Source organism: Streptomyces sp. 8N616 (assembly GCF_052246385.1).
Taxonomy (GTDB): Bacteria; Actinomycetota; Actinomycetes; order Streptomycetales; family Streptomycetaceae; genus Streptomyces.
On record NZ_JBQQBY010000051.1, the window covers coordinates 18,350 to 43,284 of the forward strand.

A 24,935-nucleotide genomic window follows, 5' to 3' on the forward strand; every position below is an offset into this window, starting at 1 on the left:
CCCGTCCGGCGCAGGCGGGGGTTACGGCCACAATGGGGGGATGACGGACTCTCTCGCCCACCCCCACGACCGCTTCGCCGCGGCCACCGCCGCCACCGGCGGGCCCCGGGACATCGTGATCCTCGGCTCCACAGGCTCGATCGGCACCCAGGCCATCGACGTGGTGCTGCGCAATCCCGGCCGCTTCCGCGTCACCGGCCTCTCCGCCGCAGGCGGCAGGGTGGAGCTCCTGGCCGAGCAGGCCCGGCAGCTGGGGGTCCGTACCGTCGCCGTCTCACGCGAGGACGCGGTACCGGCGCTGCGCGAGGCGCTGGCCGCGCAGTACGGCGGCGAGCCGCTGCCGGAGATCCTGGCGGGCCCGGACGCGGCCACCGAGCTGGCCACGGCCGACTGCCACTCCGTCCTGAACGGCATCACCGGCTCCATCGGCCTCGCGCCCACACTCGCCGCCCTGGAGGCGGGCCGGGTCCTCATCCTGGCCAACAAGGAGTCCCTGATCGTCGGCGGTCCGCTGGTCAGGGCGATCGCCAAGCCCGGCCAGATCGTGCCCGTCGACTCCGAGCACTCCGCCCTCTTCCAGGCCCTCATGGGCGGCAGCAGGGCCGAGGTCCGCAAGCTCGTCGTCACCGCGTCCGGAGGCCCGTTCCGCGGCCGTACGAAGCCGGAGCTCGCGCAGGTCACCCCCGAGCAGGCCCTCGCCCACCCGACCTGGAACATGGGCCCGGTCGTCACGATCAACTCCGCGACCCTGGTCAACAAGGGCCTGGAGGTCATCGAGGCGCACCTGCTCTTCGACGTCCCCTTCGACCGGATCGAGGTCGTCGTCCACCCGCAGTCGTACGTCCACTCCATGGTCGAGTTCACCGATGGGTCCACCCTGCTCCAGGCCGGCCCGCCCGACATGCGGATGCCGATCGCGCTGGGCCTCGGCTGGCCCGGCCGGGTGCCGGACGCGGCGCCCGCCTGCGACTGGACGAAGGCGTCGACCTGGGAGTTCTTCCCGCTGGACACCGACGCCTTCCCGTCCGTGGACCTCGCACGGCACGTCGGCGCCCTCGGAGGCACGGCCCCCGCCGTGTTCAACGCCGCCAACGAGGAGTGCGTCGACGCATTTCTCACAGGAAGCCTGCCGTTCAATGGAATTGTGGATACCGTCGCCGACGTGGTCGCCGAACACGGCACGCCGCGGGGAACTGGCCTGACACTCGCGGACGTCCTCGAAGCGGAGACCTGGGCGCGCGCCCGCGCCCGCGAACTGGCAGCGAAGGCGACAGCGGAGGCTCGCGCATGACGACACTGATGACGGTCCTCGGCATAGTCGTCTTCGTCGTCGGCCTCCTCATCTCGATCGCCTGGCACGAGCTGGGGCACCTGTCCACGGCCAAACTCTTCGGCATCCGCGTGCCGCAGTACATGGTCGGCTTCGGGCCGACCGTCTGGTCCCGGCGCAAGGGCGAGACCGAGTACGGCGTCAAGGCCATCCCGCTGGGCGGCTACATCCGCATGATCGGGATGTTCCCGCCCGGGGACGACGGCAAGATGAAGGCCCGCTCCACCTCCCCGTGGCGCGGCATGATCGAGGATGCCCGCTCCGCGGCCTTCGAGGAGCTCAAGCCCGGGGACGAGAAGCGGCTCTTCTACACGCGCAAGCCGTGGAAGCGCGTCATCGTGATGTTCGCCGGGCCCTTCATGAACCTGATCCTCGCCGTCGTGGTCTTCCTCGGCGTGCTGATGGGCTTCGGCATCAACACCCAGACCACCACCGTCAGCACCGTCTCGGACTGCGTGATCTCGCAGCGCGAGAACCGCGACACCTGCGCCGACGGCGACCCGGCCTCGCCCGCCAAGGCGGCCGGCCTCGAGCCCGGCGACCGTATCGTCGCCTTCAACGGCCGCCAGGTGGAGGACTGGGGCGCGCTCCAGGACCGTATCCGCGACACCATCGGCCCCGCCACGATCACGGTCGAGCGGGACGGGGCGACGAAGACCCTGCGCGCGAACCTGGTCGAGAACCAGGTGTCCAAGAACGACGGAAGCGGCCGCCCGGTCCCGGGTGAGTACGTGAAGGCGGGCTTCCTCGGCTTCAGCCCGGCGACGGGCGTCGTCAAGCAGGACCTCGGCCAGTCCGCGGACCGCATGGGCGACATGATCACGTCCGGGGTCCAGTCGCTGGTCGACCTGCCCTCGAAGGTCCCGGCCCTGTGGGACGCGGCGTTCGGTGACGGTGAGCGCGAGCCGGACTCACCGATGGGCGTGGTCGGCGCGGCCCGGGTCGGCGGCGAGGTCTTCAACCTCGACATACCGCCGGAGCAGCGGATCGCGACCATGCTCTTCCTGGTCGCGGGCTTCAACCTGTCGCTGTTCCTGTTCAACATGCTGCCGCTGCTCCCCCTGGACGGCGGGCACATCGCGGGCGCCCTGTGGGAGTCGGTGCGGCGGCACGCGGCGCGCCTCTTCCGGCGGCCCGACCCCGGCCCGTTCGACGTCGCCCAGCTGATGCCGGTCGCCTACGTGGTCGCCGGGATCTTCATCTGCTTCACGCTGCTGGTGCTGGTCGCCGACCTCGTCAACCCCGTCAGAATTTCCTGATCGGGAACGCTTTGCGACAGTCGGGCGAACCTTTCGCCCGGCTGTCGCCCTTTGCGCGAGTTTGGCGAGCAGATGTGCTGAGGCCGCGGCCGGTGCCGTAATCTCAAGGCTGGAGTCCGCCTCTCGGGGACCGCGTTGATCCACACCTTCTGGGGTTGCTAGCAATCATGACTGCGATTTCGCTCGGAATGCCGTCGGTTCCGGCCAAGCTCGCCGACCGGCGGGTCAGCCGCAAGATCCAGGTCGGGTCGGTCGCGGTCGGCGGGGACGCTCCGGTGTCGGTGCAGTCGATGACGACGACGGTGACGGCGGACATCGGGTCGACCCTCCAGCAGATCGCGGAGCTGACGGCATCGGGCTGCCAGATCGTACGGGTGGCCTGCCCGTCGCAGGACGACGCGGACGCGCTGCCGGTGATCGCGAAGAAGTCGCAGATCCCGGTGATCGCGGACATTCACTTCCAGCCGAAGTACGTCTTCGCGGCCATCGACGCCGGGTGCGCGGCGGTGCGGGTGAACCCCGGGAACATCCGGCAGTTCGACGACAAGGTCAAGGAGATCGCCAAGGCCGCGTCCGACGCCGGGGTTCCCATCCGGATCGGCGTGAACGCGGGCTCGCTGGACAAGCGGCTGCTGCAGAAGTACGGCAAGGCCACCCCGGAGGCGCTGGTCGAATCCGCGCTCTGGGAGTGCTCGCTGTTCGAGGAGCACGGCTTCCGGGACATCAAGATCTCGGTGAAGCACAACGACCCGGTGGTGATGGTCAACGCCTACCGGCAGCTGGCCGCGCAGTGCGACTACCCGCTGCACCTGGGCGTCACGGAGGCGGGCCCGGCGTTCCAGGGCACCATCAAGTCGGCCGTCGCCTTCGGCGCGCTGCTCAGCGAGGGCATCGGGGACACGATCCGGGTCTCGCTCTCCGCCCCGCCGGCGGAGGAGGTCAAGGTCGGCATCCAGATTCTCGAGTCCCTGGGCCTCCGGCAGCGCCGCCTGGAGATCGTCTCCTGCCCGTCCTGCGGCCGCGCCCAGGTCGACGTCTACAAGCTGGCCGACGAGGTGACGGCGGGCCTGGACGGCATGGAGGTGCCGCTCCGCGTGGCGGTCATGGGCTGTGTCGTCAACGGGCCGGGCGAGGCGCGCGAGGCCGACCTCGGCGTCGCCTCCGGCAACGGCAAGGGCCAGATCTTCGTCAAGGGCGAGGTCATCAAGACCGTTCCCGAGTCGAAGATCGTGGAGACCCTGATCGAGGAAGCCATGAAGATCGCCGAGCAGATGGAGAAGGACGGCGCCGTGTCCGGCGAGCCCCAGGTCTCCGTGAGCTGACCCCTGCTGAGGGCGCCGTTCACCAGCACCCAGCGGGTAAAGTGCGGAAACCAGCAGACCGCACGGTGAGGCATTCCGACAGGTGTTGACCACGACCACGACGAGGGTTCTCGAACCCCGAGAGCTCGACGCCGCCCTCGCGGTCCTCGACCGCGACCCGGTCGCGAACGCCTTCGTCGCTGCCCGCGTCCAGGTCGCCGGTCTCGACCCGTGGCGTCTCGGCGGCGAGATGTGGGGCTGGTACGCGGCCGGCAGGCTCGAGGCGCTCTGTTACGCCGGCGCCAACCTCGTCCCCATCTGCGCGGGCCCCGAGGCCGTACGCGGCTTCGCCGACCGGGCCCGCCGCGCCGGCCGCCGCTGCTCCTCCATCGTCGGCCCGGCCGAGCCCGTGGCCCGGCTGTGGTCGCTGCTCGAACCGAGCTGGGGCCCGGCCCGCGAGGTCCGCTCCCACCAGCCGCTCATGGTCACCACCTCCCTCCCCGCCGACATCCCGCCCGACCCGCTCGTCCGCCGCATCCGCAAGGACGAGATAGACACCGTCATGCCGGCCTGCATCGCGATGTTCACCGAGGAGGTCGGCGTCTCGCCGCTCGCGGGCGACGGCGGGCTGCTCTACCAGGCGCGGGTCGCGGAACTCGTCGGCACCGGCCGCTCCTTCGCCCGCATCGAGAACGGCAGGGTGGTCTTCAAGGCGGAGATCGGCGCGGCGACCCCGAAGGCGTGCCAGATCCAGGGCGTCTGGGTCGACCCCGAGTACCGCGGCCGCGGGCTCTCCGAGACCGGAATGGCGGCCGTTCTGCGGTACGCGCTGAGCGAGGTCGCCCCCGTCGCCAGCCTCTACGTCAACGACTACAACACCCCTGCCCGCGCCGCGTACCGCCGCGTCGGCTTCCACGAGGTCGGCGCCTTCATGAGCGTCCTGTTCTGAACTCCTCGGCGGTCCACGTGCGGTCCCCCCACGGGTAGGGTCGCGACATGGATGACGTCGTGGTCGGGCCGCTCGACCTTGCCGCACGGGTGGACGAGGCACTGGCCGTTCAGGCGCTCGCGTTCGGGCTCAGCCACGACGAGATCGGCGTACGGCGTCACATCGTGCTGCGGCACCTCACCAGTCCCGGCGCCCGCGCGCTCGGCGCCACCGCACCCGACGGCCGCCTCGTCGGCTTCGTCTACGGGATGCCCAACGACCGCGGCCACTGGTGGTCGACCGTGGTCGAGCCGTACCTCAGGGCCGCGGGACAGGAAGGCTGGCTCGACGACTCCTTCGTCATCACCGAGCTGCATGTCCATCCCGCGTTCCAGAAGCGGGGGATCGGGCGCGCGCTGATCACCACGATCACGGACAGCGCCGCGGAGCCCCGCAGCATCCTGTCCGCGATCGACACCGAGAGCCCGGCCCGTATGCTCTACCGCGCCCTGGGCTACCACGACCTCGCCCGCCGGGTCGTCTTCCCCAGCGCCCCCAGCCCGTACGCGGTGATGGGCGCGTATCTGCCGCTGCGCAGAGGGCTCGCCGCAGCCCGCCGCCGCTCGGTTGGATAGCCTCCTGGCATCGCTTTCGCAACGCAAGACGCAGGAGACAACGTCATGGTCCAGCGCATGTCCCGGATGATGCTCAAGACACTGCGCGACGCCCCGGCCGATGCCGAGACCGCCAGCCACAAGCTGCTGGTCCGCGCCGGGTACGTCCGCCGTTCTTCCGCGGGGATCTGGACCTGGCTGCCGCTCGGCAAGAAGGTCCTGGAGAACGTCGCCCGCGTGGTCCGCGAAGAGATGGACGCCATCGGCGGCCAGGAGGTGCTGCTGCCCGCGCTGCTGCCGAAGGAGCCGTACGAGGCCTCCGGACGCTGGGAGGAGTACGGCGACCTGCTGTTCCGGCTCAAGGACCGCAAGGGCGCCGACTACCTCCTCGGACCCACCCACGAGGAGATCTTCACCCTGGTCGTCAAGGACCAGTGCACGTCCTACAAGGACCTGCCGGTGATCCTCTACCAGATCCAGACCAAGTACCGGGACGAGGCACGGCCCCGCTCCGGCGTGCTGCGCGGCCGCGAGTTCCTGATGAAGGACTCGTACTCCTTCGACACCGACGACGAGGGCCTCGACGCCTCCTACCAGCTGCACCGGGAGGCGTACACGAAGATCTTCCAGCGGATCGGCCTGGACTACCGCATCGTCTCGGCCGTCTCCGGGGCCATGGGCGGCTCGGCGTCCGAGGAGTTCCTCGCCCCTGCCGCCGCCGGCGAGGACACCTTCGTCGACTGTCCGGCCTGCGACTACGCGGCCAACACGGAGGCGGTCACCGTCCCCGTCCCGGAGGTCGGGCAGGTCGAGCACGCGCCGGTCGAGGAGCTTGACACCCCGGACACCCCGACCATCGAGACCCTCGCCGAGCACCTGGGCGTCGAGCGCTCCGCGACCCTCAAGAACCTCCTGGTCAAGGTCGACGGGAAGATCACGGCCGTCGGCGTGCCGGGGGACCGCGAGGTCGATCTCGGCAAGCTCGGCGAGCACCTCGCGCCCGCCGTGGTGGAGCTGGTGACGGCGGAGGACTTCGAGGGCCGCCCCGACCTCGTACGCGGCTACGTCGGCCCGCAGGGGCTGGCCGGGACCGCCTTCCGGTACATCGCCGACCCTCGCGTCGCCCCCGGCACCGCGTGGATCACCGGTGCCAACAAGGACGGCAAGCACGCCGGGAACGTGGTGTGCGGGCGGGACTTCGAGGTCGACCAGTACCTGGACGTGGTCGTCGTCGAGCCGGGCGACCCCTGCCCGCGCTGCGGTACGGGGCTGGAGATCGGCCGGGCCATCGAGATCGGCCACATCTTCCAGCTGGGCCGGAAGTACGCGGACGCCTTCGAGCTCGACGTGCTGGGCCGGGAGGGCAAGCCGGTACGGGTGACCATGGGCTCGTACGGCATCGGCGTCTCCCGGGCCGTGGCCGCGCTGGCCGAGCAGACCGCCGACGGGCAGGGGCTGTGCTGGCCGCGCGAGATCGCTCCGGCGGATGTGCACGTGGTCGCGGCCGGCAAGGCGCAGCAGACCGAAATCGCCCTGGAGGTGGCCGAGAAGCTGCACTCCGCGGGCGTACGGGTGCTCGTCGACGACCGGGCGGGCGTCTCGCCCGGTGTGAAGTTCACGGACGCGGAGCTGATCGGCGTCCCGGCGATTCTGGTCGTCGGGCGGCGGGCGGGCGAGGGCGTCGTCGAACTGAAGGACCGTCGCACGGGGGAGCGGGAGGAACTCCCGGTCGACGAGGCCTTGGCGCGCCTGGCGAAGGCGTAGGCGCGCCACCCGGTTGTGGGCAGTCGTTCCGCCCCGCGGAACGAATGCCCACACCACGGCTTCACAGCCAGGCCGCGAACTCCAGGAGAAGTTCGCCGTCTTGGGGGCGGCCCGCGGTCAGCGCGCGTACGCCCGACTCGATCGCGCGGAACACCGTCCAGCCGCGCAGCCGCTCGCGGTCCACGTCCAGGGAGTCCGCCAGCTTCGCGACCCGCCGGCGCGCCGCGGACGCCCCGCCCGGCGAGGCCACCAGGTCCTCCAGGCGGTCGCGGACGAGCCGCGCCAGGTCGTACGCGCGCTCGCCGACCACCGGCTGCGGCCCGACCGCCAGCCAGGGTGCCCGCTCCGCCGCCAGCACCTTGCCCTGCCGGAAGCGGCCGTGCAGGAGCAGGACTTCCGGGGGTGCGGCCGCCAGCGCGTCGCGTACGGCCAGCGCGTCCTCCACCAGCGGCGCGGCGCCCTCCACCGCCGGGTCCTCGAGAGCCGCGCGCAGCGCCTGCGCCACGCGCGCGGTCCTGTCGGCCACCGACTCGAAGGGATGGTGCTCGCCGGGCGGAACCCACAGCTTGCGCACCGTGCCCGCGGCCTCGAGCTGCGCCTTCGCCTCGGGCAGCGAGCTCAGCGAGACCTCGCCGTGCAGCCGCTCGAGCAGCAGGGCCCCCGCCTCCGGATCGGCGTCCAGCAGCCGTACGGCGCCCCGGCCGTCCCAGTGCGCCAGCGCCGCGTGCTCGGGACGGGAGCGTGCACCGGGGGCGAGGAGCTTGAGCGCCGCCGGACTGCCGTCCGCCCGCTGCACGAGGACGACCAGGCTGCTGCGGCCCCCGGGCGCCTGTACGCGCTCGAGGGTCAGGTCCCAGCGGGCCAGGGCCTCCTGGACCAGCTCCGGCAGCTCCTGCAGCCACTCCTTCCCGGCGTCCCCGTACTCCTCGGCCAGCGCGCGTACGAGGCGCTGCGGCGGCTCGAGGGGTGTGCCGGCATCGGGCCGTGCTGCTGAAGCCATCCCTGAGCTGTCCCTTTCCATCGCTGCGTACGGGCACCTGCGGACCACGAGCGGTCCGTGCGCAGTCGGCGCGTTCCGGTGACAGCCGGTCAGAGCGCGTCCGCGGTGCTGCTCGCCGACTCGGAGGGCCCGGCCTCGGCCCGTCGTTCGGCAAGCCCAGGGAAGGCTACGCTGCCGCCTCTCCAGCGCACCGCCCGCACCGCCGCCTCCCGCAGCGCGGCCGCGGCCTCGCGGCGCAGCGAGCCCTCCGAGGCGCGCACCAGGTCGCCGTACACCCCGGCCACCCGGTCCTCGAGCTCGGCGGCGAGCCGGACGGCGGCGGCCTCGTCGGGGACCGGGAAGGGCAGGGCGTAGGCCGCGGCCGAGGCCTCGGGCGTGCCGCCCATGTCGCGGACGGTGCGGCCCAGGGCGTCCCGGCGCGCCCGGTGCGCGTCGTACGCCTCGCGGGCGTCGGCCCGCCTGCTCTCTCCTATCCGGGCGCCGGCCACGCCGTACCCGTACACCGCGGCATGCTCCGCCCCCAGCGCGGCCTGCGCGGCGGCGAGGGCGCCCTCCTGGGAGGCGGGGCGGGCGCTGGGGGTGTGGGTGGTCATCTCGTCTCTCCTGAGCCACGAGCTGGGGTGCGTACGGCCCGAGCGGATCCCGGTCTTCGGCGCGGTCGCATCAGCCGCCCTCCGTGAGGAGGTACACGTGGGCCGCACCGGCCGCAGCGACCGAGGCGAGCAGGCGGGCCAGCTCCGGGGCCGCGTCGAGCAGGGCGGCGGCGCGGGCGTCGGCCGTGCGGCGCTCGGCGTCGGCCAGCGCGGCGAGGGCCTGGCCCTCGTCGTCCGGGATCTGCGGCGGCCGCTCCGGCGGGCGGCTCCGGGAGGCCGAGGGCGAGGCAGAGGGCGACGCGCCGGAGGCCCGGGGCGGGGCGAGCGCGTCCGCGTGCTCGGCGACCTCGGAGCGCAGCGGCGCCAGCAGGCCCGCGAGCGCCGGGTGGGCCTCGGCCGTCGCGTCGTACCGCGCCAGCAGGGCCCGCGAATCGCGCGCGCTCCGCTCGCGCAGCCTGCGGGCCGCGGTGCTCCGCTCGGCCCGCTCGGCCGCCGAACCGTCGTCCGAGCAGCCGGAGAGCACGGCGGCGGCGCCGCAGGAGCCGAGCGCCCCGGCCAGCAGACTCCTCCTGCGCGGTCCGGACACCGGGGCGGGCACCGGCTCGCACACCGGCTCGGACTTCCGCTCTGGCACCGGCGCGGAGTCCGGCCCGGGCGCAGGCCGGGAGACGGGCCCGGACGGGGGCCGTGACGGTGTGGGGAGCGGCACGGTTCACATCCTGTTGTGGAGCGAGGGCGCAAGAGGCCGGTGATCGGGGAGAGGCCGGGCCGGGACGGACGCCCTTGATCGGCTGGAGCCGAGAGTACCCGCGCGTACCGCGAGTACCTGCGACCGGCTCGGCCCGCGCCCCTTCCACGCCCTGCCACGCCCGTGAAACGCGGACAGCACCACCGCCCGTGACCGGATACCCTTTGACCTGACACGCGCCTTCCCACAACAGCACACGCGGCCGAGGAGTCACCCGGATGAGCACCACCCAGAGCGAGAGGCTGCGCGGACTGCTCGAACCGCTCGTCGCCGCGCGAGACCTGGATCTGGAAGAGATCGAGGTGACACCGGCAGGGAAGCGACGCGTGCTGAGGATCGTGGTGGACTCCGACGAAGGTGTCCAGCTGGACGCCTGCGCCGAGTTGAGCCGGGTGGTCTCCGAGAAGCTGGACGAGTCCGACGCCATGGGCGGAGCTCCGTACGTCCTCGAGGTCACCTCCCCGGGCGCCGACCGGCCGCTCACCGAATTGCGCCACTACCGCCGCGCCACCGGCCGGCTCATCAAGGCCCGGCTCGCCGCGGGCGGGGAGCTGGTCGCCCGGATCGCCGCCGTCGACGAGGAGGGCCTCGACCTGGAGGTGCCGGGCGTCAAGGGCCGCAAGCCCACCACCCGCCGGCTCGCCTTCGGCGAGATCGCCAAGGCCCGGGTGGAGATCGAGTTCAACCGCAAGGCCGCCGAGAAGAGTGCCGCGGCCGCTGACGACGAGAGCCAGGAGGAGGCGTAGCCGTGGACATCGACATGAGTGCCCTGCGGGGTTTGGTACGGGAGAAGGAGATCTCCTTCGATCTGCTGGTCGAGGCGATCGAGGCGGCCCTCCTCATCGCGTACCACCGCACCGAGGGAAGCCGTCGCCACGCGCGCGTGGAGCTGGACCGCAACACCGGCCATGTGACCGTGTGGGCGCAGGAGGACCCGGCCGACCTCGAGGAGGGCGAGGAGCCCCGCGAGTTCGACGACACCCCGTCCGGCTTCGGCCGGATCGCCGCGACCACCGCCAAGCAGGTCATCCTGCAGCGGCTGCGGGACGCGGAGGAGGAGATCACCTTCGGCGAGTACGCGGGCCGCGAGGGCGATGTCGTCGCGGGCGTCGTCCAGCAGGGCAAGGACCCCAAGAACGTCCTCGTCGACATCGGCAGGCTCGAGGCGATCCTGCCGGTGCAGGAGCAGGTCCCGGGCGAGGACTACGCGCACGGCACGCGGCTGCGCTCGTACGTGGTGCGCGTGGTCAAGGGCGTCCGCGGCCCCTCCGTCACCCTCTCCCGGACCCACCCCAACCTCGTGAAGAAGCTCTTCGCCATGGAGGTTCCGGAGATCGCGGACGGCTCGGTGGAGATCGCGGCCATCGCGCGCGAGGCCGGCCACCGCACCAAGATCGCCGTACGGTCCACCCGCTCGGGCCTCAACGCCAAGGGCGCCTGTATCGGCCCGATGGGCGGCCGGGTGCGCGCGGTCATGGCCGAACTGGGCGGCGAGAAGATCGACATCGTCGACTGGTCGGACGACCCGGCGGAGCTGGTCGCGCACGCGCTGTCACCCGCCCGGGTGAGCAAGGTCGAGGTCGTCGACCTCGCGGCCCGCTCGGCCCGCGTCACCGTCCCCGACTACCAGCTGTCGCTGGCGATCGGGAAGGAAGGGCAGAACGCCCGGCTGGCCGCACGCCTCACCGGCTGGCGGATCGACATCCGCCCGGACACCGAGCAGCAGCCCGTCGGCCAGGCCGCCGAGTAGCCGCCGTGGGCCCGGCAGGACCCGCGGCGAAGCAGGGGGCTGCCGGAAACGGCGGCCCGAACGGAAATAACGAGTAGCCGTGCGGGCATTACCCCAGCAGGGTGAGGTCGGTACGGGGAGGTAGACTTAGGCGTGTCTGGCCGGACGCATGCCCGCGCATGCCCAGAGCGAACGTGTGTGGGATGCCGGGAGCGAGCGGCCAAGGACGATCTGCTGCGGATTGCGGTGATCGAGGACGCCTGTGTCCCCGATCCTCGCGGTACGCTCCCTGGCCGGGGTGCTTATGTGCACCTCGCCCTGGTCTGTCTTGACATGGCGGTCCGCCGCCGGGCGTTCTCCCGGGCCTTCCGAGGCCGGGGACCGCTCGACACCACGGCCTTGCGCCAGTACGTCGAGCAGGCAACAGAGCAGGCAACACCGTAAGAGCACGGCACGGGAAACCGTGCGGTCAGGTACCTCGCGAGTCGGAAGTAGGTCGAGATTGCGATGAGCACTCGATGAGTACGCGATGAGTACGCCCATGAAGTAGCGACGGTCCGGCGGACACCCCGGACCAGAAGGAGCGAAGTGGCTAAGGTCCGGGTATACGAGCTCGCCAAGGAGTTCGGAGTCGAGAGCAAGGTCGTCATGGCCAAGCTCCAAGAACTTGGCGAATTCGTCCGTTCGGCGTCCTCGACGATCGAGGCGCCGGTTGTACGCAAACTGACTGACGCTTTCCAGCAGGGCAACGGCTCCGGCCGTGCCGCAGGCAAGCCTTCGGCGCCCCGCAAGGCGGCGCCGGCCAAGCCGTCCCCCGCCCCGGGTGCGACGGCTCGTCCCGCTGCCCCCAAGCCCAGCGCGGCCAAGCCCGCCGCCGAGGCAGGGGGCCCCGTAACTCCCGCGGCTCCGGGTCCGCGGCCCACTCCGGGCCCGAAGACCCCGGCGCCGAAGCCCGGTCCGGCCCAGCCGGTGACGCCCGCTCCGGCCTCCCCGGAGTTCACCGCACCGCCGGCGCCCGCAGGGCCCAAGCCCGGCACCCCGGGTCCGCGTCCCGCCCGCCCGGCCGGTCCCGGCCAGGGCCGTGGCGAGGGCACCCGTCCGGGTGCTTCGCGCTCCGGCGGCGAGCGTGCACCGCGTCCCGGTGCCCGCCCGGCCGGTCCGCGTCCGGGCAACAACCCCTTCACGTCCGGCGGCAGCACCGGTATGGCGCGCCCGCAGGCGCCCCGTCCCGGCGGTGCGCCGCGCCCCGGCGGCCAGGGCGGCCCCGGCGGCCCGCGTCCCGGCGGCGAGCGCCAGGGCGGTCCCCGTCCGCAGGGTCAGGGCGGCGCTCGTCCGACCCCGGGCGGCATGCCGCGTCCGCAGGGTGCCTCCGGCGGTCCCCGTCCGGGCGGCGGTCCCGGTGGTAACCGCCCGAACCCGGGCATGATGCCGCAGCGTCCGTCCGCCGGCCCGCGTCCGGGCCCCGGTGGCGGCGGTGGCCGTGGTCCTGCCGGTGCCGGACGTCCCGGCGGTGGCGGCCGTCCGGGCGGTGGCGGCGGCTTCGCCGGCCGTCCCGGCGGTGGCGGCGGCGGTCGTCCCGGCGGTGGCGGCGGCGGTTTCGCCGGCCGTCCCGGTGGTGGTGGCGGCGGCTTCGGCGGTGGCGGCGCAGGCCGTCCCGGCTTCGGTGGCCGTCCCGGCGGTCCCGGCGGCCGTGGTGGCACGCAGGGCGCCTTCGGCCGTCCCGGTGGTCCGGCGCGCCGTGGCCGCAAGTCGAAGCGGCAGAGGCGCCAGGAGTACGAGGCCATGCAGGCCCCGTCCATCGGCGGCGTGATGCTGCCTCGCGGCAACGGGCAGACCGTCCGCCTGTCGCGTGGTGCCTCGCTCACCGACTTCGCGGAGAAGATCAACGCCAACCCGGCGTCGCTGGTCCAGGTGATGTTCAACCTGGGCGAGATGGTCACCGCGACCCAGTCGGTCTCCGACGAGACGCTGCATCTCCTCGGCGAGGAGATGAACTACGTCGTCCAGATCGTCAGCCCGGAGGAGGAGGACCGCGAGCTTCTCGAGTCCTTCGACATCGAGTTCGGCGAGGACGAGGGTGGCGAGGAGGCCCTGGTCTCCCGCCCGCCGGTGGTGACCGTCATGGGTCACGTCGACCACGGTAAGACGCGCCTGCTGGACGCGATCCGCAAGACCAACGTCATCGAGGGCGAGGCCGGCGGCATCACCCAGCACATCGGTGCGTACCAGGTCGCGACCGAGGTCAACGAGGAAGAGCGCAGGATCACCTTCATCGACACCCCGGGTCACGAGGCGTTCACCGCCATGCGTGCCCGCGGTGCCAAGTCGACCGACATCGCGATCCTCGTGGTGGCGGCCAACGACGGTGTGATGCCCCAGACGATCGAGGCGCTGAACCACGCCAAGGCGGCCGAGGTGCCGATCGTGGTCGCGGTCAACAAGATCGACGTCGAGGGCGCGGACCCGACGAAGGTGCGTGGTCAGCTGACCGAGTACGGCCTGGTGGCCGAGGAGTACGGCGGCGACACCATGTTCGTCGACATCTCCGCCAAGCAGGGTCTGCACATCGACCAGCTGCTCGAGGCCGTGGTCCTGACCGCGGACGCCTCGCTCGACCTGCGGGCCAACCCCGTCCAGGACGCGCAGGGCATCGCGATCGAGGCGCACCTCGACCGCGGCCGCGGCGCCGTGGCGACCGTGCTCGTCCAGCGCGGCACCCTGCGGGTCGGCGACACGATGGTGGTCGGCGACGCGTACGGCCGCGTCCGCGCGATGCTCGACGACAAGGGCGAGAACCTCGAGGAAGCGGGTCCCGCGACCCCCGTCCTCGTCCTGGGTCTCACCAACGTCCCGGGCGCCGGCGACAACTTCCTCGTCGTCGACGAGGACCGCACGGCCCGGCAGATCGCCGAGAAGCGGGCGGCCCGTGAGCGCAACGCCGCGTTCGCCAAGCGGACCCGCCGGGTCTCGCTGGAGGACCTGGACAAGGTGCTCAAGGCCGGCGAGGTGCAGCAGCTCAACCTCATCATCAAGGGCGACGCGTCCGGTTCCGTCGAGGCCCTGGAGTCCTCGCTGCTCCAGCTCGACGTCGGCGAAGAGGTCGATCTGCGCATCCTGCACCGCGGTGTGGGTGCGGTCACCGAGACCGACATCGACCTGGCGACCGGCTCCGACGCCATCGTCATCGGCTTCAACGTGCGCGCCGAGGGGCGTGCCACGCAGATGGCCGAGCGCGAGGGCGTGGACGTCCGCTACTACTCGGTCATCTACCAGGTGATCGAGGAGATCGAGGCGGCCCTCAAGGGCATGCTCAAGCCGGAGTACGAAGAGGTCGAGCTCGGCACGGCGGAGATCCGCGAGGTCTTCCGCTCCTCCAAGCTCGGCAACATCGCGGGTGTCCTCATCCGCTCCGGCGAGGTCAGGCGGAACTCCAAGGCCCGCCTCGTCCGCGACGGCAAGGTCGTGGCGGAGAACCTCACCATCGAGGGCCTGCGCCGCTTCAAGGACGACGTCACCGAGATCCGCGAAGGGTTTGAGGGCGGTATCAACCTCGGCAACTTCAACGACATCAAGGTCGACGACGTCATCGCGACGTACGAGCTGCGCGAGAAGCCGCGAGGCTGATGCGCACGCCGTGACCGGGGCCGGTCGGCGGAAAGAATTCCGTCGATCGGCCCCGGCCGTCGCGTGTACGGTTTCGAACGGCATGCACTCCCCCAGCTACTGCTGGGAGGTGCCCCCTCCCAGCTACCGCTGGGAGGTACCCCCGGGGCCCCACGGGTGGCTTGACCCGGACCGCATGTACGTAGGGACGCTGTCCTTCGACCTCCTCCTCGGCGACGTACGGTCGCTGAAGGAGAAGCGCTCCGTCGTCCGCCCGATCGTCGCCGAGCTGCAGCGGAAGTACGCCGTCAGCGTGGCAGAGGTCGGTGAACTGGACCTCTACCGCAGGGCCAGGATCGGCCTGGCGGTCGTGTCCGGAGACGCCGGGCACCTCACGGACGTCATGGACCGGTGCGAGCGCATGGTCGCCGGCCGTCCTGAAGTGGAGCTGCTGTCCGTACGACGGCGCTACCACGGCGACGACGACGAGTGACTGCGTCGTCGGGGGCACATCGCATCAACGTGGAAGAGAAGAAGGAGACGGACCAGTGGCCGACAACGCGCGGGCCCGCAAGCTGGCGGACCGCATCCAGGTCGTGGTCGCGGAGACCCTGGACCGGCGTATCAAGGACCCCCGGCTGGGGTTCGTGACCATCACGGACGCGCGGGTCACCGGTGACCTGCGCGATGCCACGGTCTTTTACACCGTCTACGGCGACGACGAGGAACGGGCGGCGTCGGCCGCGGCGCTGGAGAGCGCCAAGGGGATCCTGCGGTCCGAGGTCGGGCGGCAGACCGGGGTGCGGTTCACCCCGAGCCTGACGTTCGTGCCGGACGCCCTCCCGGAGACCGCCCGCACCATCGACCACCTGCTCGACGAGGCGCGTGCCAAGGACGCGCAGGTACGGGAGGCGTCCACGGGCGCGACGTACGCCGGCGACGCGGACCCGTACCGCAAGCCGGGGGAGGACGAGCCCGAGGACGAGCGCGAGGACGAGCGCGAGGACGAGCGCGAGGACGAACTCTCCGAATGAAGCGCAGGAACACGGGGCCGGACGGGCTGGTCATTGTCGACAAGCCGTCCGGCTTCACTTCGCATGACGTCGTCGCGAAGATGCGCGGCATCGCCCGCACGCGGCGGGTCGGGCACGCGGGGACCCTCGACCCGATGGCGACCGGCGTGCTCGTGCTCGGCGTCGAGAAGGCGACCCGGCTCCTCGGGCACCTGGCGCTGACCGAGAAGGAGTACGAGGCGACGATCCGGCTCGGCCAGACGACGCTCACGGACGACGCCGAGGGCGAGGTCACCGCCTCGGCCGGAGCCCCGGGCCTCTCCCGCGAGGCGATCGACGCCGGGGTCGCCAAGCTGACCGGCGACATCCTGCAGGTGCCGTCGAAGGTCAGCGCCATCAAGATCGACGGCAAGCGCTCGTACAAGCGGGTCCTGGAGGGCGAGGACTTCGAGCTGGCCGCCCGCCCCGTCACCGTCTCGTCGTTCCTGGTGCACGAGGCGCGGGAGGCCGTCGCCGAGGACGGCACGCCCGTACGCGACGTGGACGCCACGGTCCTCTGCTCCTCGGGCACCTACATCCGGGCCCTCGCCCGCGACCTCGGTGCCGACCTGGGCACCGGCGGCCACCTGACCGCCCTGCGCCGCACCCGCGTCGGCCCGTACGGCCTGGACGCGGCGCGCACGCTGGAGCAGCTCCAGGAGTCCCTGACGGTCATCCCGATCGCGGAGGCCGCCGCGGCCGCGTTCCCGCGCTGGGACGTGGACGCGGAGCAGGCGCGGCTGATCTCGAACGGTGTGCGGCTGGACGCCCCCGGCCTGGGCGCGGAGGGTCCCGTCGCGGTCTTCGGGCCCGACGGGCGCTTCCTGGCGCTGGTGGAGGAAGTGAAGGGCAAGGCGAAGAGCCTGGCCGTGTTCGCGTAGCGGCGGGCAGGTCAGGTGCGAGCCCTGCCTCCGGTCCGACGCCGGTGAAAACGGCAGGCATCCGGCATGGCAGTCTTAGACCTGCGCAATCGGATAGGCATCACGTGCATCACGTACACGGTTCGGGCGAGGAGCGGTCACAGTGCAGCGCTGGCGTGGCTTGGAGGACATCCCCGAGGGCTGGGGGCGCAGCGTCGTCACCATCGGCTCCTACGACGGTGTGCACCGCGGCCACCAGCTGATCATCGGCCGCGCCGTCGCACGCGCGCGTGAACTCGGCATCCCCTCGGTCGTCGTCACCTTCGACCCGCACCCCAGCGAGGTCGTACGCCCCGGCAGCCACCCACCGCTGCTCGCCCCGCACCACCGGCGCGCGGAGCTGATGGCGGAGCTGGGCGTGGACGCGCTGCTGATCCTGCCCTTCACCGCCGAGTTCTCGAAGCTCTCGCCCGCCGACTTCGTGGTGAAGGTCCTGGTCGACAAGTTGCACGCGAAGGTGGTCGTCGAGGGCCCCAACTTCCGCTTCGGGCACAAGGCGGCGGGCAATGTCGACTTCCTGGCCGAGCTGGGCAGCACGTACGACTACGAGGTCGAAGTCGTCGACCTGTTCGTGCGCGGCGAGGCGGGCGGCGGCGAGCCCTTCTCCTCGACCCTGACGCGGCGGCTGATCGCGGAGGGGGACGTGGCGGGCGCGAAGGAGATCCTCGGCCGCCCGCACCGCGTCGAGGGCGTCGTCGTGCGGGGCGCGCAGCGCGGCCGCGAACTCGGGTACCCGACAGCCAACGTGGAGACGCTGCCGCACACCGCGATCCCGGCGGACGGGGTGTACGCGGGGTGGCTCGAGGTCGCCGGCGAGTCGATGCCCGCCGCGATCTCGGTGGGCACGAACCCGCAGTTCGACGGGACGGAGCGGACCGTCGAGGCGTACGCGATCGACCGGGTCGGGCTGGATCTGTACGGGCTGCACGTGGCCGTGGACTTCCTGGCCTACTTGCGGGGGCAGGAGAAGTTCGAGTCGATCGAGGCGCTGCTGGAAGGCATCGCGAACGATGTGAAGCGCTCGCGGGAGCTCGTCGAGTCATATGAGGCGGAGCGCGGTGTGCGCCGGGAGGCGCAGGGCTGACGCGGCCACGCCGGTGACATGTGGGACATGGGGAAGGGCCCGGGCGCTTGATGCGCTCGGGCCCTTCGACGTGCCGATCAGCCGGTCGGCTCGCGCTGCCTACTGCTGCGGGGAGGCGGGCGGCTGCGGGAAGCCGTAGCCGGTTCCGGGCTGGGGTGGCTGAGGTCCGTCCCCGTCCCCGGGGTGGGGCGGCTGAGCGGGGTGCTGGCCGGGTTGGCCGTGCTGCTGCCCTGGTTGGCCCGGCTGTCCGGGTTGTGGCTGGGGCCAGCCGTAGCCGGGCTGGGGTGTAGGGGCACCGGGCGGGCCCGGCTGCGGCCCCTGCTGCGCCTGCTGGGGCCAGCCGGGCTGCGCGGGACCCGGCGGTTGGCCGGGCTGTCCCGGCTGTCCGTGTCCAGGCTGAGCGGGCTGTCCCGGCTGCTGTTGCCAGCCCTGCTGAGCACCCGGCTGCTGATGGGGCTGCCCGCCTTGCTGCGGGTGCGGCTGCCCGTACGGCTGCGGCTGTCCCGGCTGCTGCGCCTGCTGGGGCCAGCCCGGCTGCGCGCCGCCCTGGTGCCCCGGCATCGGCGGTGCCACCTGCGGGGGCGGGTTGCCGTCGCCCGTCCAGAGCCCCTGCGCCTGCTGGGCGCGGACGAAGTCCTCGGCGACGAGCGCGGAGAGGTTGAAGTACGCCTCGCGCGTCTTCGGCCGCATCATGTCGAGGTCGACCTCGGCGCCCGCCGACAGGTGCTCGTCGAACGGCACCACCACCACGGCGCGGCAGCGCGTCTGGAAGTGCGACACGATGTCGTCGACCTTGATCATCTTTCCGGTCTCGCGGACCCCGGAGATGACCGTGAGGCTGCGCGCCACCAGATCCTGGTAGCCGTGCGCGGACAGCCAGTCCAGGGTGGTGCTCGCGCTGCTCGCGCCGTCCACGGACGGCGTCGAGATGATGATCAATTGGTCGGCGAGATCGAGCACTCCGCGCATCGCGCTGTAGAGCAGACCCGTACCCGAGTCGGTGAGGATGATCGGGTACTGCTTGCCGAGGACGTCGATCGCCCTGCGGTAGTCCTCGTCGTTGAAGGTCGTGGAGACGGCCGGGTCGACGTCGTTGGCGATGATCTCCAGGCCGGAGGGCGCCTGGGACGTGAACCGGCGGATGTCCATGTAGCTGTTGAGGTACGGGATCGCCTGCACCAGGTCGCGGATGGTCGCGCCCGTTTCGCGCCGCACTCGGCGGCCGAGCGTGCCCGCGTCCGGGTTGGCGTCGATGGCCAGGATCTTGTCCTGGCGCTCGGTCGCGAGCGTCGCCCCGAGCGCCGTCGTCGTGGTCGTCTTGCCGACGCCGCCCTTGAGGCTGATGACGGCGATCCGGTAGCAGGACAGCACGGGCGTACGGATCAGCTCGAGCTTCCGCTGCCGCTCCGCCTCCGCGGCCTTTCCGCCGATCTTGAACCGCGAGCCGCCGCCCTCGGGCTTCTTGCTCTTGGGCTTCTGCTTGCTGTTGCGCAGCAGCCGGTCGGAGGACAGCTCCACGGCCGCGGTGTAGCCGAGAGGCGCGCCTTGCCCGGCGCGCTGGCGCTGCTCGGGGGTGACGGTGGGCCAGCCGCCGGCGCGGGGGTCGGCGGGTGCGGCGGGGGCCTCCGGCTGCTGCTGGGTGGGGGGTTGGGGTTGCCCGGGCTGCTGTCCGGGCTGCTGTCCGGGGTGGGCCTGGGGGAAGCCGTAGCCGGTGCCGGGGTTGAGCTGCTGCTGAGCGGGCTGCGGTTGCCCGGGCTGCTGGCCGGGCTGTACGGGCTGCTGCTGGCTGGGCCGTACGGGCTGCTGCTGGCTGGGCCGTACGGGCTGCTGCTGTCCGGGCTGCCCGGGGTGCCCCGGCTGTACGGGGTGTACGGGCTGACCCGGCTGGGCCTGCTGCGGGTGTGCTGCTGCGGGCGGCTGCGGTGCACCCTGCTGCGACCAGCCGACGCTGGGCTGCGGGAACCCGTAACCACCCTGCGGTACAGGGGAGTTCGGGTTACCGGCGGCGGGCTGAGCGGTCGGGCCGCTCGGATCGGTCGGGGCAGGGGGCGCGGGCCAGGCGGGTGGCGTGCCGTACTCCTCCGGCCGCGGCTGTCCGGGCTGGGGCTGTCCGGGCTGGAGCTCTCCGGGCTGGGGTCGGCCGGTGCCGGACTGGTGCTGCTGGGGCGCATCCGTGCGCTGGTGGGGGAGTTGCGGGAAGCCGTAACCGCCCTGCTGGGCACCCCGCTGCGGGTCTGCTGGCGGGCTGCCCGGGCCCGCTTCCGGCGCGGGTGAGGGGGCGGGGACCGGCGCTTGCGGCGGCTGCCAGGCGGCGCCCGGCTGCGGGTGCGGGTAGCCGTAACCGCCCGCTCCGGCCGGTGTGTTGGACTCCGGCTGCGGCTGCGGCTGCGGCTGCGGCTGCGCGGGCTCGGCCGGGTGGAAGGCCGGGGGCAGCGGCGGCAGCCCGGGTTGGGCTACGGGAGGCGGGGCCCAGGCGACGGGCTTGGCGTCCTGGGGCTCCGCGTCCGTCGGTCCGGCAGCCGGAGCGCCGGCGGTTGGCCCGGGTACGGGAGTACCGGTCGGCCCGGCCTGCGGCACGGGGGGCGGGGTCCATGCGGTGGGTGAGGCGTCCTGGGGCTCGGCGCCCGGTGATCCGGCTGCGGGAGCACCGGCAGGACCGAGGTCCTGGACGTCGTCCGACGCCCCGTCGTCGGCACGGGACTCCGCCTCGCCGGGCACGGCGTCGGACGGCTCGCCGTCGGCATCGCGGCTCGCGTAGGCCGGGGCGGCGTCAGCGGGAACGCCGTCCGCCGGTACGGAGTCGGTGGGAACGCCGTCCGCCGGTACGGAGTCGGTGGGGACGCCGTCCGTTGGGGCTGCGTCGGCAGGAAAGCCGTCCGCCGGAAGGGAGTTGGCCGGAACCGCGTCCGCCGGAACCGCGTCCGCCGGTTCTTCGGCCGCGGGTGCCGGGTCCGTCGGCCCTGTGCCGGCGGGCGTCGGACCTCCCGTCAGCCGCCCGGACGTCTCGCCGCCCAGATCCGCACCGTCGCCATGGACCGCAGCTCCGCTGCTGTCTTCCGCGCCGTCCTTCTTCGCCGCGCGCTCTGCGATCTCGCGCCGCAGGGCGGCAGTGGAGATACGCATGGTGGCACCGCTGCGCAGATCGCCGTCGTCGGGCTCCTCGTCGACGGCCGGAGCGGCGTCGCGGGCCTCTTCCTCCCCCTCCGTTTCATCGGAAGCGCGGGAAGGGGACTCGTCGGGCCCGGCGACGGGAGCGGCCACGGATGGCGTGAGGAAGAGCGGCGACAGGGGAATCGACGTCGGATCGGCCGCATGAGCGGTCGGCCGCTCCGGCCTGCTCTCCGCCTCCGCCTCATCTTCGTCTTCCTGCGCCTCCGAAGAGGGCTCTTGCCGGGAGACAGGCCCCGGCTCGGAGACGGGCCCCGGCTTGGAGACGGGCTCCGGCTTGGAGATGGGCTCCGGTGCGACCGGCGCCGGGGGCACCGGCGGACTCCACGCAGGCTGGAACTCCCCGCCCGGAGGAAGCCCCGGCACGGCGACCGGGCTGCCCGAGGGCGGCGGAGGTGCGAACGAGGCCACCCCGTTGCTGCCCCCGCTCGCGCCCGAACCGCTCCCGCTCGAACCGCTCCCGCTCGAACCGCTTCCGCCCGAACCGCTTCCGCCCGAACCGCTCCCACCGGAACCGGCCGACGAGTTCGTGTACCAGGCAGGCGGCGTGTAGTCGATCGTGAACTCGCCCGTCGTCTCGGGATCCGCGTCGGACCGATCCTCGCCGGGGGTCCCTCCGCCCGCGCGGATCTCGTCCCGATCGCTGCTCACAATGCCTCCTGGTGTGGTCTTTCGCCCGTCTACGCGCAGTGGGGGCCGACCGTCCCCGTTCGCCCGGTCGCTGGGCCTTCCCCCGTATGACGCGGCTGCCCCACCCTCAGGTTCGGCTGCCACGCCTGACCCCAGCCTAATCACCGTAAGCACCCCTTCGGCAGGGCCGTCCCATGGAGGGGTGATGTCCCGTACATCACGCGGTGACCAGATGTCCGTTCGAGGCAGGGGGCCCACCGCAATGGTGGATGAATCCGCCTGATTCCGCGACCTTCGGACCTCTTCGCGGTCGCCAACGGAGGGATGAGGGAGGCCGATTGCGCAGGCATGTTGCGCAGGCATGGCTGCCTCTCCGGTGCACGCGAAGTGGGCGTGAAGCCACCGCCTGCCTGGTCCCCCCTGGTGCGCTCATGCTTCACAGCCAGGCACCAGGAGGAGCGGTGGTAGAAATAACTCCCGCTTGATTGCCGTTGACTGGCGGGATTCGCGCCCGATTCGCTCCGCTCTGCAGCCGATTGCTCCAGAGCAGCGGGGGAGGCCGGTCGGGCGCCGGACCCGCGTAAAGAGGTATGCGTCCGATGTCGCAGCCGCCGCAACCGCCCCAGCCGCCGAACCAGCCCAACCAGCCGCCTCAGGGCGGCTTCGGCGCCCCCCAGGAGCCCGTGCACGGGCATCCACAACCACCCGCGCAGCCGCCCCAGACGCCGCCGGTTCCGCCCGCCGCGCCACCGGCCGTGCCACCAGCCGCGCCGCCCGCGGCTCCACCGTCCCAGCCCCCGGCCGCCGGACCGAATCCGTACGCCCAGCAGCCCTCGTACGGCCGGCAGCCCTCCGCGTACGGCCAGCAGGGTCCGTACGGACAACAGCCCGGACCGTACGGACAGCAGCCCGGACAACAACCCCCGTACGGACAACAACCCCCATACGACCCCCAGTACGGCTCGTACCCGCCCCTCGGAACTCCCCCGACCGGCAGCGGCCTGAACGCCAAGCGCAAGCCGCTCATCATCGGCATCGCGATCGCCGCCGCCCTGCTCGCCATCGGCGGCGGAGTCCGGCTCGCGACGAGCGGCGGTGGCGACGACGACAAGAAGCCCGTCGTATCCGGCTCGAAGGGCGACGAGAACGCCGAGGACGGCGGCGACGAGTCCGGCGGCAGCGGCGACGAGGCGGGCGGTCGCCCCGGCGGTGACGGCCTGACCGGGGCCGGGGGCGAGGGCGGCGAGGCGAAGCTGCTCTGGCAGGAGCCCGCGCCCGAGGCGTCCAAGAACGGCGTCGACGTCCCCGGCTTCTACGCCGTCGGCGATGTCGTCGTGAAGCCCGCCCTCAAGCAGGTCGTCGCGTACGGCGCGACGGACGGCAAGGAGAAGTGGACCGTCCCGCTGAGCAAGGAGGTCTGCGCCGCCCCCCGGCACACCACGGACGACGGCAAGGTCGTCGTGGCGTACGAGGGCACCAAAGAGGACGAGTGCAGCAACCTCGCGATGATCGACATGAAGACCGGCAAGAAGGTCTGGGACAAGCCGATACCCAAGTCGGGCGGATTCGGCGAGGGCTTCATCGGCACGAAGGTGGCGCTCAGCGGCAACGCGGTCGCCGCATCATGGTTCGGCGGCTCGGTCGTCTTCCGGGTCAGCGACGGCAAGCAGCTGCCGCAGCCGGACAAGGCCTCGGGCTGCTCGGTCGACGGCTTCGCGGGCGGCGAGGCCCTGCTGCGCGTGACGACCTGCCTGGACGACAACTCCCGCCTGGAGAAGCTGAACACCACGACCGGCAAGGCCGAGTGGACCATGAAGACCAAGGGCGGCATGCAGGTCAGCAAGGTCTTCTCCTCAGACCCCCTCGTCGTCTCCCTCGCCGACAAGAATCGCAAGTCGGGCGGGATCGTCGCGATCAGCAACGGAAAGGTCCGCTCGACCCTCGACCTCGGCAAGGACACGTACCAGCCGAAGTGCGGCATGAGCGTCCTCGCGAAGGATCTCAGCAGCTGCCAGGGGGTGGCCGCGGACGAGGACACGCTCTACCTGCCCACCGAGGCGAAGCAGGGCGGCGGCGCGGGTACCGGAAGGTCGAACGAGATCCACGCCTTCGACCTGAACACCGGCAAGCGCAAGTGGACCTCGGCCGCCGGTGCCGGGCTGACGATGTCGCCCCTGCAGCTGGAGGGCAGGAACCTCCTCGCGTACCGGGAACCGACGTACGACAAGGCCGGTGCGGTCGTCGGCATCCCGGCGACGGCCGGCGGCAAGCCGAAGCCGGTCCTGCAGAACCCGCAGACGGCGAGCGCGGCCGAGCGCGGCTTCTACTCGTCGTTCATGCTCTACGACGGCGGCCGGTTCTTCATCGCCTCGGAGCGGCTGACGGGCGGGGGCGGCGGGCCCGAGAGGCTGATCCTGGCCTTCGGGAAGTAAAGGCACAGGCTGCGGGCTGGTAGCCTGTGCAACGGCCGTTTGCGTACGCGCCCCCGGTCCCGTGTCACAGCGGGGACTGGAGGCAGCGCCCAGCGAGCCCCGCCTCCCGAGTCACGGAAGCTCCCCTGAGACGCAGACCAGGGGCACTCGGTGGCACAGACGAAGAACCTTAAGGAGTATCGCGTGTCGCTCGACGCCGCTACGAAGAAGCAGATCATGTCCGAGTACGCCACCAAGGAGGGCGACACCGGCTCCCCCGAGGTCCAGGTCGCGCTGCTCACCCGCCGTATCACGGACCTGACCGAGCACCTCAAGACCCACAAGCACGACCACCACTCCCGCCGTGGTCTGCTCCTGCTGGTCGGCCAGCGCCGCCGGCTGCTGCAGTACCTGGCGAAGAAGGACATCACCCGCTTCCGCCAGCTGGTGGAGCGCCTCGGCATCCGCCGCGGTGCCGCGGGCGCCAAGTAAGGCGTGATGGAGGGAGCGGTTCCCGGACGAGGGGGCCGCTCCCTTCGCCGTACGCGTTGCCTTAGCCGCTGCCGTGCGCGCCGGCGTGTGCGTCCCGCGCTTCAGCCGTCGTGAGGACAGCCGAAGCTTTGTAGTCTGGTCGCACAGCGCCATAACGACAACAGCACAGAGACAGCAGCACCAACAGTAGCTGTGGCAACGACAGCAACAGCTGCAACAACTGCACACCGAAAAGAGAAAAGACGAGGAGGAGCGCCCCGCCCGCCGCCGGTCCTCGGTAGTGGCTCCCGGGGGCCAGCCGCGCAGTCG

At 72.1% G+C, this 24,935-nt stretch carries 20 protein-coding genes; 16 read left to right on the forward strand and 4 right to left on the reverse strand.

Translation table 11 applies throughout. The annotated features are described in order from the left end of the window. The first annotated feature begins 40 nt into the window (after positions 1 to 40). From dxr to ACTWQC_RS32635, 6 genes are all read left to right on the forward strand, one after another. A complete protein-coding gene (dxr, locus tag ACTWQC_RS32610) occupies positions 41 to 1,291 on the forward strand; it encodes a 1-deoxy-D-xylulose-5-phosphate reductoisomerase (protein ID WP_443319469.1) in 1,251 nt (416 codons plus the stop codon). Next, entirely contained in the window at positions 1,288 to 2,589 is a 1,302-nt protein-coding gene (locus ACTWQC_RS32615) for a M50 family metallopeptidase (protein ID WP_443319470.1), read from the forward strand. The genes dxr and ACTWQC_RS32615 overlap by 4 nt, the downstream gene beginning before the upstream one ends. A 167-nt stretch (positions 2,590 to 2,756) precedes the next feature. After that, positions 2,757 to 3,911: a flavodoxin-dependent (E)-4-hydroxy-3-methylbut-2-enyl-diphosphate synthase gene (gene ispG, locus ACTWQC_RS32620; RefSeq protein WP_443319471.1), complete on the forward strand. Its 1,155-nt coding sequence runs from the start codon at positions 2,757 to 2,759 to the stop codon at positions 3,909 to 3,911. 82 nt (positions 3,912 to 3,993) lie between these two features. Then, the gene (locus tag ACTWQC_RS32625) at positions 3,994 to 4,839 is read left to right on the forward strand and encodes a GNAT family N-acetyltransferase (RefSeq protein ID WP_443319472.1); all 846 of its coding nucleotides are present in this window, start codon (positions 3,994 to 3,996) and stop codon (positions 4,837 to 4,839) included. Between the two features lie 47 nt (positions 4,840 to 4,886). Then, positions 4,887 to 5,453, forward strand: coding sequence for a GNAT family N-acetyltransferase (locus ACTWQC_RS32630; protein WP_443319473.1), 567 nt, complete (start codon positions 4,887 to 4,889; stop codon positions 5,451 to 5,453). A 45-nt stretch (positions 5,454 to 5,498) separates the two neighbouring features. Next, positions 5,499 to 7,196, forward strand: a complete 1,698-nt coding sequence (locus ACTWQC_RS32635; RefSeq protein WP_443319474.1) for a proline--tRNA ligase — start codon at positions 5,499 to 5,501, stop codon at positions 7,194 to 7,196. 61 nt (positions 7,197 to 7,257) lie between these two features. Here the strand turns inward: ACTWQC_RS32635 and ACTWQC_RS32640 are convergent, their stop codons facing one another. From ACTWQC_RS32640 to ACTWQC_RS32650, 3 genes are all read right to left on the reverse strand, one after another. Continuing rightward, complete coding sequence (locus tag ACTWQC_RS32640) at positions 7,258 to 8,196, reverse strand: aminoglycoside phosphotransferase family protein (RefSeq protein WP_443319475.1); 939 nt, start codon at positions 8,194 to 8,196, stop codon at positions 7,258 to 7,260. 89 nt (positions 8,197 to 8,285) lie between these two features. Next, entirely contained in the window at positions 8,286 to 8,789 is a 504-nt protein-coding gene (locus ACTWQC_RS32645; protein ID WP_443319476.1) for a ferritin-like domain-containing protein, read from the reverse strand. A gap of 70 nt (positions 8,790 to 8,859) precedes the next feature. After that, positions 8,860 to 9,423 carry a hypothetical protein gene (locus ACTWQC_RS32650; RefSeq protein WP_443319477.1) on the reverse strand — a complete coding sequence of 188 codons (564 nt, stop codon included), beginning with the start codon at positions 9,421 to 9,423 and terminating at the stop codon, positions 8,860 to 8,862. Positions 9,424 to 9,755: 332 nt separating this feature from the next. Between ACTWQC_RS32650 and rimP the strand changes: the two genes are divergently transcribed. From rimP to ACTWQC_RS32690, 8 genes are all read left to right on the forward strand, one after another. Next, entirely contained in the window at positions 9,756 to 10,283 is a 528-nt protein-coding gene (gene rimP, locus ACTWQC_RS32655) for a ribosome maturation factor RimP (RefSeq protein WP_443319478.1), read from the forward strand. A 2-nt stretch (positions 10,284 to 10,285) separates the two neighbouring features. Continuing rightward, positions 10,286 to 11,287 (forward strand): transcription termination factor NusA, encoded by a 1,002-nt coding sequence (nusA, locus tag ACTWQC_RS32660; RefSeq protein ID WP_443319479.1) that lies wholly within the window; start codon positions 10,286 to 10,288, stop codon positions 11,285 to 11,287. A gap of 132 nt (positions 11,288 to 11,419) precedes the next feature. Further along, a complete protein-coding gene (locus ACTWQC_RS32665) occupies positions 11,420 to 11,710 on the forward strand; it encodes a YlxR family protein (RefSeq protein ID WP_443319480.1) in 291 nt (96 codons plus the stop codon). 144 nt (positions 11,711 to 11,854) lie between these two features. Next, on the forward strand, positions 11,855 to 14,890 hold the full coding sequence (gene infB / locus ACTWQC_RS32670; protein WP_443319481.1) for a translation initiation factor IF-2: 3,036 nt from the start codon (positions 11,855 to 11,857) through the stop codon (positions 14,888 to 14,890). 175 nt (positions 14,891 to 15,065) lie between these two features. Continuing rightward, positions 15,066 to 15,362, forward strand: coding sequence for a DUF503 domain-containing protein (locus tag ACTWQC_RS32675; RefSeq protein WP_443319482.1), 297 nt, complete (start codon positions 15,066 to 15,068; stop codon positions 15,360 to 15,362). A 55-nt stretch (positions 15,363 to 15,417) separates the two neighbouring features. Then, entirely contained in the window at positions 15,418 to 15,903 is a 486-nt protein-coding gene (gene rbfA / locus ACTWQC_RS32680; RefSeq protein WP_443319483.1) for a 30S ribosome-binding factor RbfA, read from the forward strand. After that, on the forward strand, positions 15,900 to 16,802 hold the full coding sequence (gene truB / locus ACTWQC_RS32685; protein ID WP_443319484.1) for a tRNA pseudouridine(55) synthase TruB: 903 nt from the start codon (positions 15,900 to 15,902) through the stop codon (positions 16,800 to 16,802). The genes rbfA and truB overlap by 4 nt, the downstream gene beginning before the upstream one ends. A gap of 142 nt (positions 16,803 to 16,944) precedes the next feature. Beyond that, positions 16,945 to 17,925 (forward strand): bifunctional riboflavin kinase/FAD synthetase, encoded by a 981-nt coding sequence (locus tag ACTWQC_RS32690; protein WP_443319485.1) that lies wholly within the window; start codon positions 16,945 to 16,947, stop codon positions 17,923 to 17,925. 99 nt (positions 17,926 to 18,024) lie between these two features. On the opposite strand, the gene ACTWQC_RS32695 is transcribed toward ACTWQC_RS32690, so the two are convergent. Beyond that, positions 18,025 to 21,744 (reverse strand): SCO5717 family growth-regulating ATPase, encoded by a 3,720-nt coding sequence (locus ACTWQC_RS32695; RefSeq protein ID WP_443319486.1) that lies wholly within the window; start codon positions 21,742 to 21,744, stop codon positions 18,025 to 18,027. Between the two features lie 578 nt (positions 21,745 to 22,322). Between ACTWQC_RS32695 and ACTWQC_RS32700 the strand changes: the two genes are divergently transcribed. Both ACTWQC_RS32700 and rpsO read left to right on the forward strand, forming a co-directional pair. Beyond that, positions 22,323 to 24,155 (forward strand): outer membrane protein assembly factor BamB family protein, encoded by a 1,833-nt coding sequence (locus ACTWQC_RS32700; protein ID WP_443319487.1) that lies wholly within the window; start codon positions 22,323 to 22,325, stop codon positions 24,153 to 24,155. A gap of 183 nt (positions 24,156 to 24,338) precedes the next feature. Beyond that, positions 24,339 to 24,626: a 30S ribosomal protein S15 gene (gene rpsO / locus ACTWQC_RS32705; protein WP_443319488.1), complete on the forward strand. Its 288-nt coding sequence runs from the start codon at positions 24,339 to 24,341 to the stop codon at positions 24,624 to 24,626. The last annotated feature ends 309 nt before the right edge of the window (positions 24,627 to 24,935 follow it).